This window comes from Paenibacillus chondroitinus NBRC 15376, assembly GCF_004000765.1.
Lineage (GTDB): Bacteria > Bacillota > Bacilli > Paenibacillales > NBRC-103111 > Paenibacillus_E > Paenibacillus_E chondroitinus.
Genome location: NZ_BILW01000014.1, coordinates 103,425 through 121,891 on the forward strand (window position 1 = coordinate 103,425; position 18,467 = coordinate 121,891).

General features: G+C 38.5%; 16 protein-coding genes. 13 read left to right on the forward strand and 3 right to left on the reverse strand.

The window, feature by feature from the left end; genetic code table 11:
• Window positions 1-53 precede the first annotated feature (53 nt).
• On the reverse strand, window positions 54-1,232 hold the full coding sequence (locus PCH02S_RS17295; RefSeq protein ID WP_127455191.1) for a multicopper oxidase family protein: 1,179 nt from the start codon (window positions 1,230-1,232) through the stop codon (window positions 54-56).
• A gap of 156 nt (window positions 1,233-1,388) precedes the next feature.
• Between PCH02S_RS17295 and PCH02S_RS17300 the strand changes: the two genes are divergently transcribed.
• The 6 genes from PCH02S_RS17300 (at window position 1,389) to PCH02S_RS17325 (ending at window position 8,335) form a co-directional block, all read left to right on the forward strand.
• Window positions 1,389-1,808, forward strand: a complete 420-nt coding sequence (locus PCH02S_RS17300; protein ID WP_127455192.1) for a rhodanese-like domain-containing protein — start codon at window positions 1,389-1,391, stop codon at window positions 1,806-1,808.
• Window positions 1,809-1,876: 68 nt separating this feature from the next.
• The gene (locus tag PCH02S_RS17305; protein ID WP_268597391.1) at window positions 1,877-2,491 is read left to right on the forward strand and encodes a DedA family protein; all 615 of its coding nucleotides are present in this window, start codon (window positions 1,877-1,879) and stop codon (window positions 2,489-2,491) included.
• A gap of 668 nt (window positions 2,492-3,159) precedes the next feature.
• The gene (locus PCH02S_RS17310; protein ID WP_127455194.1) at window positions 3,160-4,077 is read left to right on the forward strand and encodes a hypothetical protein; all 918 of its coding nucleotides are present in this window, start codon (window positions 3,160-3,162) and stop codon (window positions 4,075-4,077) included.
• A 539-nt stretch (window positions 4,078-4,616) separates the two neighbouring features.
• A complete protein-coding gene (locus PCH02S_RS17315; protein WP_127455195.1) occupies window positions 4,617-6,812 on the forward strand; it encodes a spermidine synthase family protein in 2,196 nt (731 codons plus the stop codon).
• A gap of 67 nt (window positions 6,813-6,879) precedes the next feature.
• Entirely contained in the window at window positions 6,880-7,305 is a 426-nt protein-coding gene (locus PCH02S_RS17320; protein WP_127455196.1) for a BlaI/MecI/CopY family transcriptional regulator, read from the forward strand.
• A 286-nt stretch (window positions 7,306-7,591) separates the two neighbouring features.
• Window positions 7,592-8,335, forward strand: a complete 744-nt coding sequence (locus PCH02S_RS17325) for a YwmB family TATA-box binding protein (RefSeq protein ID WP_127455197.1) — start codon at window positions 7,592-7,594, stop codon at window positions 8,333-8,335.
• 208 nt (window positions 8,336-8,543) lie between these two features.
• Here the strand turns inward: PCH02S_RS17325 and PCH02S_RS36425 are convergent, their stop codons facing one another.
• Both PCH02S_RS36425 and PCH02S_RS17335 read right to left on the reverse strand, forming a co-directional pair.
• The gene (locus tag PCH02S_RS36425; protein WP_127455198.1) at window positions 8,544-8,873 is read right to left on the reverse strand and encodes a four-helix bundle copper-binding protein; all 330 of its coding nucleotides are present in this window, start codon (window positions 8,871-8,873) and stop codon (window positions 8,544-8,546) included.
• Between the two features lie 495 nt (window positions 8,874-9,368).
• Complete coding sequence (locus tag PCH02S_RS17335) at window positions 9,369-10,379, reverse strand: cation diffusion facilitator family transporter (protein ID WP_127455199.1); 1,011 nt, start codon at window positions 10,377-10,379, stop codon at window positions 9,369-9,371.
• A gap of 510 nt (window positions 10,380-10,889) precedes the next feature.
• On the opposite strand from PCH02S_RS17335, the gene PCH02S_RS17340 reads away from it, so the two are divergent.
• The 7 genes from PCH02S_RS17340 to PCH02S_RS17370 all read left to right on the forward strand — a co-directional run bounded on the left by PCH02S_RS17340 (window position 10,890) and on the right by PCH02S_RS17370 (window position 18,353).
• Window positions 10,890-11,264: an ArsR/SmtB family transcription factor gene (locus PCH02S_RS17340; RefSeq protein WP_127455200.1), complete on the forward strand. Its 375-nt coding sequence runs from the start codon at window positions 10,890-10,892 to the stop codon at window positions 11,262-11,264.
• Between the two features lie 18 nt (window positions 11,265-11,282).
• Window positions 11,283-11,714 (forward strand): BlaI/MecI/CopY family transcriptional regulator, encoded by a 432-nt coding sequence (locus PCH02S_RS17345; protein WP_127455201.1) that lies wholly within the window; start codon window positions 11,283-11,285, stop codon window positions 11,712-11,714.
• Window positions 11,711-12,571, forward strand: coding sequence for a M56 family metallopeptidase (locus tag PCH02S_RS17350; protein ID WP_127455202.1), 861 nt, complete (start codon window positions 11,711-11,713; stop codon window positions 12,569-12,571). Before PCH02S_RS17345 ends, PCH02S_RS17350 begins: the two co-directional genes overlap by 4 nt.
• Before the next feature lie 218 nt (window positions 12,572-12,789).
• Window positions 12,790-13,716, forward strand: a complete 927-nt coding sequence (locus PCH02S_RS17355) for a hypothetical protein (RefSeq protein ID WP_127455203.1) — start codon at window positions 12,790-12,792, stop codon at window positions 13,714-13,716.
• 90 nt (window positions 13,717-13,806) lie between these two features.
• Complete coding sequence (locus PCH02S_RS17360) at window positions 13,807-16,419, forward strand: heavy metal translocating P-type ATPase (protein WP_127455204.1); 2,613 nt, start codon at window positions 13,807-13,809, stop codon at window positions 16,417-16,419.
• Between the two features lie 247 nt (window positions 16,420-16,666).
• Window positions 16,667-17,551 (forward strand): F510_1955 family glycosylhydrolase, encoded by an 885-nt coding sequence (locus PCH02S_RS17365; protein ID WP_127455205.1) that lies wholly within the window; start codon window positions 16,667-16,669, stop codon window positions 17,549-17,551.
• A 187-nt stretch (window positions 17,552-17,738) separates the two neighbouring features.
• Window positions 17,739-18,353, forward strand: a complete 615-nt coding sequence (locus tag PCH02S_RS17370; protein ID WP_127455206.1) for a nitrite/sulfite reductase domain-containing protein — start codon at window positions 17,739-17,741, stop codon at window positions 18,351-18,353.
• Window positions 18,354-18,467 lie beyond the last annotated feature (114 nt).

The following is an 18,467-nucleotide window of genomic DNA, read 5'->3' on the forward strand; positions in this document are numbered from 1 at the left end:
TTTTATTTTATTCAAATTTGGAGATACCTTTGCAGATGTCAGCCAAGGTATTTCTATTTTGTATATTTAACAAGCACCATTAAACCACCTGGTTCTACGTCTGCATTCGTGGTGTGATGAAGCTCATGGCAATGGAAAAGCCATTCCCCAGGATTATCGGCAATGAAATCAATGTCATAGGTTTCACCAGGATTTACTGTAACCGTATTGACGACTTGAGGAGTAGTCAAGGGATGTCCATCTTTGGCAATAATCCTAAAATCGTGTCCGTGCAAATGCATGGGGTGAATTCCGTTACTAATATTTGCTAATCGAATTCGAACAGTTTCACCATTCTTGACTTCAATAGGACTCGTATCAGGGAAAGATTTTCCATTGATCGTCCAATAATTATAATCCATCCCCATGACTGTGCTTCCGGCTTTATTATCTGGGGTTGCTGAAGGCATATTCATACCGGCATGGGGATCAGGTGAAGACTTGTTCTCCTCCAAGCCATGCTCCATTAAGCTGCGAATATCTCCTTTCTTTTTGATACCTATAGCAGATCCCTTTGACATACCGGAAATAGAGTCGTTCTGTCCTTGTTTATTCTGTCCTCCGGCTTGATTCGGAATGTTCCAACCTCCGAACATCATGGTATACTCCTTATCGTGTTTAAGCTCACCAGGATTTTGAGGGTCGATAACAAGTAAACCGTATAATCCTTTGTCAATTTGTTCAATGCTGTTAAAGTGAGAGTGATACATGTAAGTGCCCGCGTGGTTTGCAAGGAACTCGTATGTAAACGTTTCTCCAGGCTTAATTGCATGCTGTGTGAAAGAGGGAACTCCGTCCATTAAGTTGGGAACATGTAGTCCATGCCAATGTATCGAAGTCTCTTCCGTAAGACTGTTTTTTAAAATAACACGAATAGTGTCACCCTCCTTGGCACGAATCGTAGGGCCTGGGACTGTGCCATTAAAGGTATATGCGTTCGTTTCCACTCCTGAGACCAATTGCCAACTTGCTTCTTTAGCCTCAAGTTTAAATTCGCGGACTTGATTTGTAGGTGTTATTGTGTCCGTTTCATTCAATGCGGGTAGTTTTCTTAGTTTTGTTGTTGTGAGAATGGACTCAGGTGCTACTGCCTGTTGTTTCACTGGAGTACCTTGTTTATTAACGGCATTACAGCTAACCAGCATAGTGAGTGAGACAATTAGACCTATAGTAGTAGGGAATCTTGGTACCATTTTCGAAACCTCCTCTTTGTATAGTGGTAGTATTTTGAAATAAAGAGGAAGTTATACAAGTGATTTTATACCTGGGATGTGATGTGCAATGGTTGATGTTTTATGATACACTACGATATGTAGTATTTAAATATTTTGTACATTTGGGGGAGATGCATGTTGTTAAAATTTAAACCTTTTGTTATAACTCTTCTCGCCGCGTTGCTCGGAATAATATTGTATAACATTTATAACGGTTGGGATCAAAGCCAAGGACAGCCTCCGACATTGCAACTAGTGGACACGAATCAACTAACATTAATGATGGTAAAAAATGATGATTTGACTATCGTTGATTTGCGCGAACCAGAACTTTTTGAAGAAAGTAGGATTCCCGGTGCCATCAATATTCCATTCACAGATATACAAGCCCGATATAAAGAGCTTTCTAAGTCCCGAAAAATAGTATTTGTATGTCATACAGGACGTATGGGCAAGGAAAGTGGGAACTTATTACTTCAAAATGGCTATATGCGGGTATATAATTTGGACGGTGGAATTGCTAAGTGGTCTGGTAAACTAGCTCGCTCACAATAAGTCCTTGATAAGCATTGCAGTAGGTCCGCTTTTACAGAACAATGGGGAGAGCAGGTAGAAATGATGTGATGCACATAAACATTGGAGAGCTAATACATCAGTATGGGTATAGCGCAATTTTTCTTATATTCCTGTTTGAAACTATAGGTATTCCACTTCCCGTAGGTACAACTCTTATGATCGCAGGAGTTGCATGGTCGAGGGGGACCCTGTCGTTCGCTCCTTTGTTACTATTCTCGGTCTTAGCAAATATGATGGGGGCAACGATTGCGTATTTTATTGGACGTCATTTGGGTCAATCCGTTATTCTTCGATTTGGGAAATATGTTGGACTCACAAGCGAGAAATATGAAGCAGCGCAGAGCAAGTTTGAAAAATACGGTATACCTTTGATCCTTATCTCTAAGTTTGTCATTGGTATACGTGTCTTTGTTCCATATTTGGCTGGCATCAACCGAATGTCTTTCAAAATGTTTACTTTGTATAATGCGATCAGTGCGTGCATATGGGTATCCGCTGAGATTCTTTCGGGAAGATATCTTGGCCTAGCTTGGGTCCGATATCATTGGATTTTTTCTAAATACACCGTTGCTGTTTCAGTAACAATTGTTTTGGTACTTGTATGCCTCTATTTTATGAAGAAGGGCAAGAAGAAACGTGCATTAAAAAAGACAGAGAGTTAAGTGTATATCTTGTCTAACGTTTTCAAAATCAGGTGAAGGAACTCTGTGAACCGGATCCTTGCTTGGACACAGAGATTACTTATACCGATTATGAGGAAGCGATAGAAGTCTTTTTTCGCGAAATGTGTGCATTATCTCAGGAAATCGCACCTAATGTAAAGAGTTGGTCGAGAATCCAACAGTTGATGATGGCAGAGGGCTGCCCACCGAGGGTAGCGTATGCCTGCGTTAATTTCAGGAAATCGTTGAAGCTGAGACAAACAGTAAAACGATTGTTCATGTCTATGTCTATTGTTATGCTTTCGTTAGGTACGATCATTTATACTGTATCCTTTAGCAGAGCATTCAACGGATCGTTATTTCTGTCATGGTCTACAATCCTCTTAGGAGGATGTAACATTTATAACTAAACTCCATCGATAAGGGTGAATGTGCTGTGATGATGTTGAACGAGAGATTCCAACAACTTTGTAGTGAATTGAAGGACATGGTTGGTGCACAACCGGCAAGTGAAATAATAGATAGGCTCTTACTTATGGATAGAGATGAGGCCATGGCTTTTCGTGATTGTCTTGCTTCATTTTATAGATACCACGTCTCCAATGAAATCGACGAATAATTAGTATTAGTGTCCATAAAGGAAGAACGATACTATAGGAGGGATGGAATTGCAAGACTTTTATAAAGATCTAAACTTCGAAAGAGATGAGAACCGGTGGTATCAATGGGCACAACACAGGGAAGAGATTAGTGGATTTATTGGAAAAACGATTTCTAGTCCTTCGGATTTGGGTAATGCCATTATACTGGGTGCCGGTAATTGCGATGACCTTGACTTCCAACTCTTGGGTACCTTATTTGAAGCTATTACTTTGTCTGATATTGATGGACAAGCCATGGAAGAAGCAGTGAAGCGAATTGATTTTTTAAATTTGTGCAGAGAGATACACATGATCCCTAATCTTGACTTTACCAAATTAGATCAGATCCATTTTTATGATCGATTAGAAAGGATGCTTGTTCAGCGGGCGTCTGCCAATGAAATCAGTTTGTTTCTATCGTTGGCAGCTAAGGAGATAAGGATAAAGGATGTATTATCTCATTTAAAAAGAAGCTTTTCTATGGTAATCTCTTCTGCGGTATACAGTCAAATATTCTATATCCATGTACTCTCTCTGTTTGCAAAATTCACAGATAGGTATTCGGAAAAAGAAGTACGGTATCTGATGAGGGGATTTATTTATTTGCGGGATGAAGTGATAAAAAATTATAACGATCTCATGATTTCTTTGGTAAAAGAGAACGGAAAAGTATTGGTTTGGACGGACATTTTACAAACGGATGTAGAAATGAATAGAGAGATTACAGAAGGTCTGTATAATATCAATACGGATCAGGAAAGATGGACTTATTTACGGGAACTGGTGACTATGAATGGCAGGGAAGCTTCGCTCTTTGGAATAGCTGATTTAAGTGGAAAGCTAGCTGACGATGGACAATTATTTCATTTCTGGAATTGGCCATTTAATGATGAGAGACAATATCTGATCTTTGGTATATCCGGTACACCAGCAAAATTACTTTGATAACTAGATACGATTCGGAGCCTGGGTTAACTTGGGCTCTATTTTTCGTTATGTGCTTCTGCAAACCAAACAATTCGTGGATTAGATCAAAAATTCGGTGTATATGGATGGGGAGAATTGGTTAAATTACTCTTTGTGTTTAAGGGGTGGTATTTCAAAGGGAGGATATTATGTTAAACGCATTTCTAGAGTATAAACCGAAACAGCCACAAAGATGCAGGGGGTGTGTATGGGGTTCATGGGATGGAATGAAGCAATTTTGTTCCAAACAAACCTGTATTAAAGAATCAGTTAAAGTGTGCATTGAGGAATCAATTATATAAAGGTACTAAACTCAGCTAGAATTGATCGGAGTGGTAACATATATACATGCAAAGGGTAAGTATACGAATACGTATTGTAGTCGCCCTTTCGCAGTTAAAGAATGAGTGACTTTACGTCATTTTACGGCGGGCCCCCTATACTTGGTTTAAAGTAAGAAGTTTCGTGCAAAATATGGGTAATAATCAGAATTTTGACGGACATATAGGGGGAACACATTGAGTAAACAAGGAGAACCGATCAAGAAAGGGATGGTAATTACTTGCGTTACTGCCTTTTCACTTATTATTTTTGAAATATGTTTATCCCGCTTTTTTGCTGTTATTTTGGATAACAACTATGTGTTTCTTGTCATATCTATGGCCACTCTTGGAATTGGGTTTGGGGGATACGCGGCGTACCAAATCAAGCATCATTTATATAAAAGAATTCATCAGATTGCGATCATTTATCTCATTTCTGTAATGTCAACGACAGTTGTTATGTACGTATTGCCTCATTTGGGCGTTATCATATATGTATGTCTCTCCTTCATACCATTTTTGTTAGGAGGTATGTTGGTCGCAGGGATGATGCAGCATCATTCTCAGCATATACATATGCTTTATTTCTCAGATTTGGTGGGAGCTGGGCTTGGAGCTGTTGCCGCTATTTTTCTGATGGATATCTTCAATCCAATTCAGACAGTTGGTATCACTTTGGTGGTTACAGCTCTACTTTTTGCATGGGCTGGTTTTAGGGAAATAGGTAAGCGATTTATATACGTACAAACCATTGTTCTCTTGATCTTTATGTTTAACGTCATTTATCCCTTCGAACGCTACCTTCCTTTTCAAGCATATATGACGAGCCCGAATAATGTATTTATTAATGAGAAGGATACGAAAATTATTTATTCCAGCTGGAATGCTTTCTCAAGAACCGATGTTTATGATGCGGATGACGATGATTTGCTATATATCACGATCGATGGTGGAGCTGTATCGCCTATTTCGAAGTATGACGGGGATTTGCGTAAAGTAAATTATTTAGAGAGCACGACGAGTGCGTTGGCATTTCAAACCCCATCCAGAGAACGCGCTTTAATTATTGGTGTCGGGGGTGGGCAGGAGGTTTTAGTTGCCCAAATGAAGGGGTTTCGCAACGTAGAGTCTGTTGATATCAATGCAGGAAGTTTTCAAGCGGTTCACTCATTATTATCGTTTTCTGGCGATGTATTGCAACAGCAGGGTGTCCAAAGCGTGGTGTCTGATGGGCGTAGTTATATTCGAAAAACTAAAAATCGATATGATTTAATTTATTTATCTTTAGTTAAAAAGGCATCCGATAACGGGGTGGGCCTTGCCCTTACTGAGAATTATATTTTTACCCAGGAAGCGATGAAGGAGTATATGCGGAAACTAACAGACCGTGGTCAAGTCGCATTTTTACTTCATGATGAAGCAGAGTTAGGCAAGGTTCAATATGCAGCAATAAAATACTTTCGCGAGCTGCAAGTCCCAGAATCGGAGATTAAGAATCATATTGCCATTGTGGGGACGTATCAACACTTGGGTCATGTGGTACAAGGGATGAATGAAAGCAAAATTACCAGACCTTTGATTATTATAAAAAGTCAACCTTTCGATACTTCAACATCTCGAGCCATATTTGAAGAGACAAAACGAATTCAGCAAATCCCGATACACATTCCATATATGTATGATCAATATGCAGCATTGAGAGGGATGCTGTCAGATCTTAAGGTGAATGTAAACGCAAATCGAGATGATATGCCTTTTTTCTATAGTCGGTACCAAGGCGTTCCAATTTCATTAATATTGATCTTAGGTATTACATTAGCGACGGCAATCTTTATGTTTCGAAAAACGAAAGTACCCTATGGGAGAGCATTATATTTTTCTGGGCTCGCTATCGGTTTCATGATGATTGAGGTCGTACTAATACAGAGGTTAGTACTCCCCTTAGGGCATCCTACTTCCTCATTTGTACTAGTACTAGGTGTTCTATTGGTTTCGGGTGGACTAGGCAGCCTGTTCTCAGCTAAGAAGAATTTATGCTTTGGCAAGCGATATCTACCTTTGCTAATTGTTGGAATGTTCACTTTCATTGTTGAAATAATCCTATTATGGTACGGAAATCAAGCGGTTTATGTACCTATGGTTTACCGAATAGTCGGATTCGGGTTCATTTTGTTTGTTTTGGGTTTCTTTATGGGTATGCCTTTTCCTTACGGATTACAAAGGCTGGATGGTCATCAAACTGCGATATGCTGGGGCTTGAATGGTATCATGACAGTAGCTGGATCAATATTAGCGGCAATTCTGTCGTTATCATTTGGTTTTGTATGGACAATGGGAGTAGGCGCGGGTATCTACATGTTGTTATTTTGTTTTGAACCTCGACTACGATAAACAAAACGAAAAGATTGAACTTCCGCGTATAATATACTACAATTTGTAGTGTTACGGGGTGCTAATCATGAAAATAAAGACGTTCCATGTCTCTCATGAAGGATTAAATCGCTTTTTTGGTCCTTTGGAAGCAAAAATTATGAATGTAATCTGGCTCTCTGAGGAAATTAGTATAACCGATGTCCATACCATACTTAATCAAGAAACTCCTATTTCTTTTAATGCAGTCAATACAGTAATGAACCGATTGCAGAAGAAGGGGCACTTGAAAAAGATAGCAATTGGAGGTGAACGACTCTATCGGTTCGCTCCTGTAATCTCCAAAGAACAATTTGTATTAGAACAAACGAAGGCAGTAACTGAAGCACTTATTCAAGAACTCGGTGGTCTTTTTGTCAATCACATTATTGAAACGCTTGTTGATACAGATCCGGTTTGGATTGAAAGGCTGGAACAAAAACTAAGTCAACTTAAGAATAGGGAACCATCATAAACCCACTATAAGAGATCGCTCAATTTGGGATGTTTGTTTGTTGCATATAAATAAAATTATTTGCTATATATGATACACTACAAATTGTAGTACATAGCTTTCTAGAGCCGATGTTCGACGGTTTAGGAAAACCAAGTTGCTTAGTTAATCGAGCAGTTCTTTACATTTTAATGGGAAAAGCCGTGAGGGTGGTTTTCTTTTTCATTGTATAGTTTCCCGAAAAGTTGGGCATCCTTTTCTTATATGTAATTGTAATAGATTCATAGAGAAAGGATGATAGATTTTAATGAAGCACAGAGGAATTATATGTTTATATATTTTATTATTTTCATTATTAGTGGGATGGTATGCTAGTGCGAACAGTGCAGTCAGTGCAGCTCAAACTAAGTCTGACTTACGGAATGTTTGGGAGTTATCTCAAAAGGTATTGGAGCAATCAGATAAATTAATTATTAAACATAGTGCACCTTATCAAAATTATAGTACCAAGGCTGATTTTGATGAGATGGCTATTCAGTTAAGTGAAAAGCTGCGATTTCCAGTGAAGCAAGTTGATATGCATGAGGAGCATCCGATTTACGAATCAACCTATACAGAGCGCGATGGGGTAAATGTATCACTCATTCTTCTCGGAACTGATAAACAGGAGGCTTACCTAATAGTAAAAAGAGAAACGATAGGGAAAGAAACGATTATTCAAGCGGAAGCATGGGAGCAGAAGATGAAAGAGTTATTAGTATCAGCTGGAATAAAACCGAATTGGAATATCGTTATTCAAGGATTACTTACTAAAAAGGAGGGAACTTCCGAGGAGTTTTTAAAATTTGTTCAAAATGAAACAAATGCGAAAGAAATTGAGAGATATGATGGCTTTCGGACGTCTAGTGTTACATATAATTCCCCAGAAATAAAATCCTCTGTGAAAAGCGCGAATCGTTTTGTTAATTTACAGGCTGCGGTCCATCAAGTGACGGGGACAGATGAGATGAGAGCCACAATCGGAATACCATTAATAACAATTGAATATTGAGCAAAATAAAGGTATGTGGCGTCACTTCTGTCACTGGTTGGTTACAATGTATGACTACTAGTATATCGTTGTGAAAAAGGTAATACAGAAATAGCAAACAAACATTAAAAGTATGTTTGTTTGCTATCTCTAAAGTTAATCAAATCATAAGCAGCACAAGTACTAAAATCCCTGCTTGGAATATTATGCATACTAAGCAGTCTCATACTTAAGCGGCCATGGCTCGACAACTTTTTGCACAAGTGGAACAAGCTTCTGCGCAGAACTGGCAGTGTTCGTGTTCATGGTTTTTGCATTCATTTCCGCAGGCTTCACAAATACTTGCACAAAGTCGGCATAATTCTTTTGCATAGGAGCTATTTATTGACATAGCTTGTGCAGTAAATGCACAGATATCGGCGCATTCCCGGTCCAATCTGATGCAATTTTCCATATCCATCTTATGAGACTCCTTTAAACAGGCATCATAACAATGATTGCATGCTTGCATGCAACGTAAGCATTCCTCGATACAGGCTTTAAATTGTTCATGTGACACTAGTGATGACCTCCTTTTAGTTAGATTTACTTTATATTCTCTTACCCAATGATGGTTTCATTAACCTACGAAATCATAAAATTAGCAAGAGTTTTTCTTGTTAATAAATTTTAAGCGTGAAAGTATCACCAACCTTTTTGATGATTTGCATGTCTCCATGTTGTTTCATTACCTGTATTTGGACAGGTTGGAAATACATCACCTTCAGACAATTGTACAGTTTCGCCATCAGCACAAATGTATTTTCCAGTTTCCTCTATTTTTTGATTAGAACGATGTAGATTTACAGTTGTTGTAATTAAAATCCATCCCTTTTTAATTTGGACTGAATATGCAAGATTAAACTCCCATATTCGCTAGATTAGTATTTTCCGATTAAAACAATAGTTACTCAGCTTTATGTTGGGTTAGCGACTTCTGTTAATCGAAGAACGACACAAAATAAAAATAGAAGCTATGGGTTTCAAACACCCATAGCTTCTATTTTACATGAATTTAATGTTTCCAGTTACTATCTAAAGAAAACATCTCCTGTTCATGAGGATGTTTATCATCTTCAAATTGTAAGGTGGAATGACCAATACGATATTTTTTGGAGACGATATTCTCGATTTCGCGAATGATTTCTTGAGTTTTAGATACACTTATTTCACCATCAACGACAACATGACCAGTCATTGCATTTCGATTGGATGTTAAACTCCAGATATGAAGGTCGTGGACTTCTTTAACCCCAGTGACAGTTCGAATTGAGTTTTCAACTTCTTTAAAATTGATCCCAACAGGTGTACCTTCCATCAGCACAATATAGGTTTCTTTAATGACTCTCCAAGCACCGAATGCAACAATTACAGCAATGATTACACTAACGATAGGATCAAGGATATACCACTTTGTGAAGTACATGATGATGCCTGCGGCAATTACACCAGCGGAAGCCGCGGCATCCCCAAAAACATGTAACATAGCACTTTTAATGTTAACATTATCAGCTTGATCCCTCATACCCAAACCGATATATAGATTAACTACAATTCCTATTGCTGCTGTAATGAACAAGATGGCACCTTCTACCGATTGAGGATCTAACATCCGCTTGTACGCTTCTCCTCCGATAAAAAGCGCTATACCAATCAATGTTAAAGCATTGAATAGCGCTGCGAGTATCGTCACTCTGTGATATCCGTAAGTCATTGATGGGGAAGGAGGATTCGAAGATAAACGAATGGCCATCCATGCAACAATAAGAGCAGCAACATCCGTCAACATGTGTCCTGCATCACTTAACAAGGCTAGACTGTTTGCCCAGAAACCACCAACCACTTCTGCAGCGAGCACAACTAGACCTAAAAAAATGGCGACCTTAAGCTTGTTCTGAGCCACGTGCACATGTCCCCCAGAACCATGTGAATGATTATGGTCGTGTCCATGATGCTCATGGTCATGATAATCGTGATTATGTGGATTGTCCGTTTGATGCTCGTGTGAGTGTTGTTTTGACGTCATAATAATCCAACTCCTTATTTTTATTATTAACAGTAATGCCGATTTTAACATATAAGTCAAGTATGGAATGTTTAAGAGCAATCGAATTACAGTTAACTATTTATATATGATCAATTATTCATGTATAAATAATTTATTACAAATTACATAATTTTTCAAGTTCGAAATAAAAAATAGTCCCTTGTGTTACTGCTAGCAGGAATACAAGAGTTGAAAGTGTTATTGCTATTTAGGTTTTATTGTTACAGGTTTCACGAGTGAATCTCACTTAGCATAATCCTAGCCATTGCTTCGATTCTCCTGCCTATATCCATTTTCGCCCTCTTTTCGAAAAAAAACATTCTCAATGTATGCGGTGATAAGCAGTATTGGTTTCTGCGTTACAGCTTATTTTTCTTTGATGATAGCTTTAAGTTAAGTGAAAATTACGATCTAATCCGATTCTTTATAGAGTCGGTTTTTCTTTTTTGATATAATGGAGTAATTAGAGGCAGTAGGGAGTAGTGAAGCATGACGATAACAAATTCAAATATTGCACCGGACCAGTGTGATGATACGTGTGAAGGAAGCACGAATGTAGTAGAAATTAAACAAAAAATGATCGCTGAGGACACCGCGGCTAGTTTATCAGAAATTTTTAAAGCTTTAGGGGATCCTACGCGGATTAAAATTATATTTGCATTGTTACAAAGTGAACTATGTGTTCATGATTTGACGTTGGTTCTAGAGATGGGACAATCCGCGGTATCACATCAACTACGCTATTTAAGGAATTTAAGAATAGTTAAACGTAGAAAAGTAGGGAAAACCGTGTACTATTCATTAGATGATGCACATATTGAACAAATCTTCTCCCTAACCCTACAACACATCACACATAATTAAAGATGAGGATCCTTCTCTATGAAAATTAAGACATATCAAGTTCAAGAAAAAGGTCTTTATCGTTTTTTAGGTTCGTTGGAAGTCCAGATCATGGAGATTATGTGGATGGTAGATAAAGTAAGTATCAAGGATGTTCAAGAATTACTAAGTGAAGTGACTCCGTATTCGTTTACAACAATTATGACTGTTATGAACCGGCTATATGATAAAGGTTTATTAGAGAAAAAGACGCTCGGGAAAGGGAGAACTAAATCCACACTTTTTCGGGCCTTATCTACAAAAGATGATTTTTTGGCGGAACAGACGAGGGATGTCACGAGAGGCCTCATGGATGAATTTGAAGACTATGTAGTCACTCATTTTATTGATGCCATGGATGAAGCAGATCCTAGTCTTATTCAAAAGTTGGAGCAAAAGCTCGAGGCCATAAAAAAGAGGACTGACCGATGAACCAAGCCGCCAGGCCACAAGTTGCTTTTCTGCTTATTTTGCTGATGTCAGGGTGGATTCTCCTGCAAATGGGGTTAGTTGTCTTTCACCAGATAAGCGATGTGAGATACGATGGTAACCTTCCCATTTATTTGGTGGATCTGTTTACTGACATTTGGAGCAGGCATTCTGTGTTTAAAATGGTATTTACCTGCTTACTCATTATTACAATTACACGCATCTGTTTCTTTATAGGCAAGCAGGCTTTCTTGGATCATAAATGGCATTCGATTGTACAAAACCGTAAGAATGATGCTCTTTCAATTGAGATAAATGCGTCATATAAGCATCTTCGGACTGAAATCATTGTAATTCAAGAACATAAGCCAGTAGCCTTAACTAAGGGGATATGGCATGCTCGTATTGTTATTTCAACGGGATTACTACACTTACTGTCAAATTCTGAAGTTGAGGCGGTTTTAATCCATGAGCAGTATCACCGCCTATGTCGCCATCCTTTTAAGAAATGTTTGATTCATCTGTTTTGTTTCTCAATGAATTATATTCCCGCATTAGGAGCACTTCGATCTTATTTTGACGTTTGTATTGAAATACTGGCTGATAAACATGTCATTAATGAAATGAATTCAACCTATCCGCTTAGCTCAGCTTTACTCAAAATGGTCAATAGTAGAAAACAAAGCTTCAAAAGCACAGCAGTTCAGTTTACAGATGGTGAAGCAATCAATTATAGATTAAGCCAGCTTATAGAGCCTGACCATCCCATTAAAGTGCCACTGTTCTCCCTTCAAACATCTTTGTTCTCAATTTCGATGCTTATAGGCATGTTTATTATTGTTACTCTGAAATGCATTTAACGCGCCATACATGAAAAAGCAGGGAGATGTCTCTCTGCTTTTTTTATACTATCAGACATATGAACAAATATTGAATTATTCATATGTTTGATTGACAATACGTCCTTAGTTAACTAAATTGGAGTTATCAGGAATAGACTATGCATGATAGTGTAAATAATGTTTATGTAAATTAATCATTTGGAGTTTACTCGCATCATTCATAAGGAGTTCGCAATATGGATAATAGCTTTTATCGTAATCTGAATAAAGAGAGAGACACTCGTAGATGGTTGGATTGGGATGTACATCGTGGACAGATTGTCTTATTGATAAATAAAGCTATTTCTTCCCAACAAGATGTTGAAGAGGCTCTCATTATTGGTGCAGGAAACTGCGATGATTTAGATCTCATATTCTTGAGTCGTATTTTCTCGAAAATCATTCTAATGGACATAGATACCGAGTCTCTCCAAAAAGGAATTTGCCGGTTAGATATAAACTTGCAAAAGCAATTTCAATTACTTGGCGGAACTGATCTGAGTAAGTTAGATCAAATTGATTTTTATAAACAATTTATTGAACTATTAGAGAACAAGTCCACGGCATCTAAGCTTGGCTTATTTATGAAAGTGATCTCCGAAGAAATCATAAATATTGAGATATTAGATGAGTGGAAAGGTCAGTTTTCAACAGTAATTTCATCCGCGGTATACACCCAAATCTTTTATATCCATGTACTTTCATTGTTTTGGCCATATGCTAACAACTATAGCCCTGAAGAAATTAGTGACATCGTTGAACAGGTAAGACAACTTCGAGATCAAATCATACGATCGTATAATGATCTCATCATGTCACTTGCTAAACCAGGCGGTACCGTCATTGTTTGGACGGATGCTTTGAGAATAGATGTAGAAAACCCTTTCCCAGAAGATGAGTTCTACTTATTAAAGACTGAGGAAGAGCGAGTGGAATACCTATTTAAGATGACTGAGGCGCAAGGACGGGATGTGGCCATATTAGGTTTGAAGGATTTGCACGACAAGATATCCTCTCAGGGTCGGCATTTATCTAGTTGGATTTGGCCGTTTTCAAATGATAAGCATTACATAACATTTGGACTTTCTGGATGGAAATTTGTAGTGGAATCAAATGAAAAATGATGACGATGATCATTGACATAATTAGGGGGTCAACATATGATATAATTAATACATGTGCATGTAATCATATGTAATAAAGGAGAATGTCCGATGTCTTCAAACTCTTCTAACAATAAGCCGGATGGCGAACACCAACACGGGAATGAACCGTCATGTTGTAATCATGACAAAGGCGACTCCCGTAGCCATGAACATAATCATAATCATGATCATGATCATGAACATATTCAGGACCATCAACATGTGCATCCTCACGAACATAAGGAACAACCTAAAGAACTAAAGTTCAAAAAAAGTTTTAAGCTTGTGGATATAAGCACTCCAGAAAAGTGCGAAGATGATTGTTGTAATGATACAGAACATCCACAACATCAAAAGATTGAAGACATTTCTGTTTTAAAATCAGATTATCTGATCGGTGGAATGGATTGCCCATCGTGTGCTTTAACTATTGAAAAATCTGTTAAAGGAATTAAAGGGATAAGCGGAGTTCAAGTCAACTATAACACTGGTAAAATGCAAGTTGGTTATGATGATGAAATTGCCCTTGATCAAGTATCCAATACAGTTACAAAGCTAGGGTACACCGTTGAGGTTGCCCAGAAAAAGGACAGAGGAAGAGTCTATGCCATTGAAGGAATGGACTGCAGTTCCTGTGCGCTAACCATAGAAAAGCATATAAAGGCGCTACCATCGGTCAAAAGTGTCCATGTTAATTTCTCAACTGGAAAAATGATGGCTGAGCACGATAACTCAGCTGAGGATATTATCAAAGAAGTCTCCAAAGCTGGTTATAAGGCCATGCTTGTTTCCAAAACAAAACAAAGCACTATATCTAAAAAAGATAACTCAGGAAGAAATTTAATTATATTTTCAGGAGCTTTACTTCTGTTTGGTTGGATTGGCTCTTATACAAGTGCATCACCAAACTTTACTACGCTACTTTACGCTGTATCCATTATCATCGGTGGCTATAAGCCAGCTAGAAGCGCATATTATGCAGTAAAAAGCCGTTCACTGGATATGAATGTACTGATGACAGCTGCTGTTCTGGGTTCCGCGGCAATAGGTCAGTGGTTAGAGGGCGCAACGATTGTGTGGTTGTTTGCACTAGGAAATGTGCTGCAAACGATGTCCATTGAAAAGACTCGAAATTCGATTCGTGGCTTAATTGATCTTGCTCCTCCCGAAGCATTCGTGAAAGATGGTCAAGAGCTTGTAAGTAAGCCCGTAGAGGATATTTTGGTTGATGATATCATTGTTGTTAAACCAGGGGATAAAATCCCGCTAGATGGTCTTGTCATTGCTGGTGAATCGAGTGTCAATCAAGCGCCGATCACAGGTGAATCCATTCCAGTCGATAAGCATCTTGGTGACAGTGTATATGCAGGTACAATAAACGAACATGGATCCTTGGAGATTAAAGTAACTAAGCTGGTTGAAGATACGACCATCTCCAAAATCATTCACCTAGTGGAAGAAGCACAAGAACAGAAGGCTCCAACGGAAGCGTTTGTAGATAAATTTGCCCGTGTTTATACGCCAATTGTATTTATACTTGCTCTCGTTGTGATGGTTCTCCCCCCACTTCTTGGTAATGGAACGTGGGGAAGTTGGTTCTATAAAGGATTAGAATTATTAGTTATTGCATGCCCTTGTGCCTTGGTCATTTCAACACCTGTAGCGATTGTTTCAGCCATAGGAAATGCAGCTAAGAATGGGGTTCTTATCAAAGGTGGTGCATTCTTAGAAATAGCGGGAAGGATTTCAACGATAGCCTTTGATAAAACGGGCACTTTGACGGAGGGAAAACCAAAGGTAGCTCAAGTTGTATTAACGGGAACAAGTGAGGTTGAGCTACTCAGTATTGCTCGAACGCTAGAAGAATACTCGACACACCCTATTGCCAAGGCAGTTGTTGAGTACGCCAAAGATAAGGGTGTACCTGTACGTCATGGTGATACATTCAGAAACATCGTTGGTAAAGGTGTCAGCGCGATCATAGGCGATAGCGAATACTTTGCAGGGAACATCAAATTGTTCAAGGAACTGAGTATTTCTTTAGGAGAGTTAGAATCACAAATCGTATCCCTTCAACAAGAAGGAAATACAATCGTGATAATAGGAACAAACGAGAATGTATTAGGTGTTTTAGCCGTTTCTGATGCTATTCGTAGTACTTCCGTGAAAGCTCTTAAAGGGCTCCAAGCTGTTGGTATCCATCAAGTTGTCATGTTAACCGGTGACAATGAGGGGACAGCTAAGAAAGTTGCTTCTGAGACTGGGGTAACTCGTTATTTTGCGGAATTAATGCCTGAAGATAAAGTAAATGCTGTCAAAAAACTTCAAAAAGAAGGACACTTTGTTGCCATGGTTGGAGATGGTATCAATGATGCTCCTGCACTTGCAACTGCAGACCTTGGCATAGCCATGGGAGGCGCAGGTACCGATACAGCCATGGAAACAGCCGACATCGTACTTATGGCGGATAATCTTGAAAAGCTACCGCATACGCTCCATTTAAGCCGGAAAGCCGTACAGATCATTAAACAGAATATATGGTTTTCTATTGTCATTAAAGCCATAGCTTTGCTACTTATTTTCCCAGGGATTTTGACACTATGGATTGCTGTTTTGAGCGATACGGGAGCAGCTTTGCTTGTTATCATAAACAGCATGCGATTGTTACGACTGCGGAAATAAGGGTATATACAACTTGGAATTACCGCCCGGTTGACTTTTTTGTAAATCGTTAATGGTTTTAAGTACTTTACGTGTCAGTTTTCGCAAATTGTGAAGTTGGTACTTGGATAGAGTAGTCAGGTAGAAGTAGTGCAGAATTGATTCGATGAATTACTTCTTAATGAGTAAATGATATACTATATAATGTGTTATTACTCATTATAGTAATTGTTTATTCTATTACTAAAATATAAAAGAGGAGATTCAAATGAGAAAGTTGATAACGTTTATATCATTTGTAATTGTTGTTTTGTTAGTGTCTGCATGTGGAAACAAACAAATTGTTTTAGAACATATCCACGGTATTGGTTATTCCAGTAGTGGTAAACAAATCTTAATCCCTGCCCATAATGGTTTAGTTGCTTATTCTGAGGGGAAATGGCAAAATGTCGATGCTCCTAAAAATGATTATATGGGGTTCGTCACAGTAGATAACGGATTTTATAGCAGTGGACATCCTGCAGCAGGTTCTAACTTAAAAAATCCACTTGGCATAGTGAAAAGCGAAGACCTTGGTAAAACATTGACTAAGCTAGGATTAGAAGGAGAAAGCGACTTCCACGGAATGACGGTAGGTTTCAAATCACATGCGATTTACGTATTCAATGCGCAGCCAAATTCAAAAATGAAGTCAGCCGGATTATTTTACTCTACAGATGACGCAAAAACTTGGAATCAAAGCGCTGCGGCTGGACTAAGTGGCGAACCTATAACAATGTCTGCTCATCCTACGGATGCTAAGACAATTGCGGTAGGATCAAAAACCGGTCTTCTTATTTCGACTGACTCAGGTAATCGATTTGACACATTGCTACCTCAAATTATTGTTTCTGCTGTATATTTCTCGAAAAATGGAGAATTATTTGTCGCAAGCCCTCAGTCGGCAACATTAAAACAAATAAACCTGGATACAAAAGGGACAAAGGAAATCAAACTGCCTTCGCTTGATAAAGATGATGCAGTATCCTATATTGATCAAAATCCAACTGCTGAGAGTGAAATTACAATTGCTACATTCAAAAAAGATATTTATACAAGCAAAGATGCGGGTACTAATTGGACAAGAATTGTAGACAAAGGTACAGGGAACTAAAAAAGAGCAATACAACGGATTGAAAGCCGCTGTATTGCTTTTTTTTAGTTCTATATTCAGCCAATGTTGCGTGGATACAATGTTAGAAATCACCTTGACATTATACCCATGGGGGGTATACTATATGATTATAAGGATTAATTGAAAATACAAATGAATTTTATATGAAATAAAGGAGAGAGATAAAATGGCAACCATGAAGTTTGCTGTCACACCGGGCTTTGGCGTAGGAGGTACAGTTTTTAGTCCGGAACAATTATCAACATTGGGAGCGGTTGTAGGCGATAACGCCCGCATCGAATTGACTACCTTCAAACAGCTTTATGTTGAAATAGAGGAGGCTCATTATCATGAGATCGTGCAAAGGCTATCCGCTGTCGGATTAGAGATTCATCCTGCTGGCTTTTATACGAAAAGCCTAATCACTTGTAACTTTTGTCGCGGGGAAGCAGAAGCAGGTTTAAAAACGGCAAAACTATTGGATGCTGCAATTTCGGCTAAAGCAGTGCCGAGTCCATTGAAGATAGGTTATGCTGGATGCGCCCTGGGAACAAGTGAACCGCTACTAAAGGATATTGGGGTCGTTAAGATTCTCGAAAAGTTTGATATTTATATTGGCGGCGAGAGTAAGGGATTAAAAGCATCCACCGCCCAACTTTTTGTATCTGGCTTATCCGAGGAGGACATGATCTCCGTCGTTCAACGATTAATTAAGTATTTTCAAGAACACGGGAAGAAGAAAGAGAAGTATTCAAAGTTTATTGAAAGGTATTCACTTGATGTTTTGCGTAAATTCTATTGAAGGGGCTTTAAAAGAAATTGGAGCAACTGGACGTGTGGATTTGGCCTCAAGAACCGTATCCGTGGAGTTTGAAGATAACATGATTAACTTGGGACAAATTAAAGAAGTTATTGA

Excerpts from the sequence above, each read along its gene's own strand:
- PCH02S_RS17305 (WP_268597391.1), top strand. The coding sequence starts at position 1,877 with ATGCACATAAACATTGGAGAGCTAATACATCAGTATGGGTATAGCGCA.
- PCH02S_RS17320 (WP_127455196.1), top strand. The coding sequence starts at position 6,880 with ATGAAAATAAAGACGTTCCATGTCTCTCATGAAGGATTAAATCGCTTT.
- PCH02S_RS17345 (WP_127455201.1), top strand. The coding sequence starts at position 11,283 with ATGAAAATTAAGACATATCAAGTTCAAGAAAAAGGTCTTTATCGTTTT.
- PCH02S_RS17360 (WP_127455204.1), top strand. The coding sequence starts at position 13,807 with ATGTCTTCAAACTCTTCTAACAATAAGCCGGATGGCGAACACCAACAC.
- PCH02S_RS17350 (WP_127455202.1), top strand. The coding sequence starts at position 11,711 with ATGAACCAAGCCGCCAGGCCACAAGTTGCTTTTCTGCTTATTTTGCTG.
- PCH02S_RS17295 (WP_127455191.1), bottom strand. The coding sequence starts at position 1,232 with ATGGTACCAAGATTCCCTACTACTATAGGTCTAATTGTCTCACTCACT.
- PCH02S_RS17370 (WP_127455206.1), top strand. The coding sequence starts at position 17,739 with ATGGCAACCATGAAGTTTGCTGTCACACCGGGCTTTGGCGTAGGAGGT.
- PCH02S_RS17335 (WP_127455199.1), bottom strand. The coding sequence starts at position 10,379 with ATGACGTCAAAACAACACTCACACGAGCATCAAACGGACAATCCACAT.
- PCH02S_RS17300 (WP_127455192.1), top strand. The coding sequence starts at position 1,389 with ATGTTGTTAAAATTTAAACCTTTTGTTATAACTCTTCTCGCCGCGTTG.
- PCH02S_RS17355 (WP_127455203.1), top strand. The coding sequence starts at position 12,790 with ATGGATAATAGCTTTTATCGTAATCTGAATAAAGAGAGAGACACTCGT.
- PCH02S_RS17365 (WP_127455205.1), top strand. The coding sequence starts at position 16,667 with ATGAGAAAGTTGATAACGTTTATATCATTTGTAATTGTTGTTTTGTTA.
- PCH02S_RS17340 (WP_127455200.1), top strand. The coding sequence starts at position 10,890 with ATGACGATAACAAATTCAAATATTGCACCGGACCAGTGTGATGATACG.
- PCH02S_RS17325 (WP_127455197.1), top strand. The coding sequence starts at position 7,592 with ATGAAGCACAGAGGAATTATATGTTTATATATTTTATTATTTTCATTA.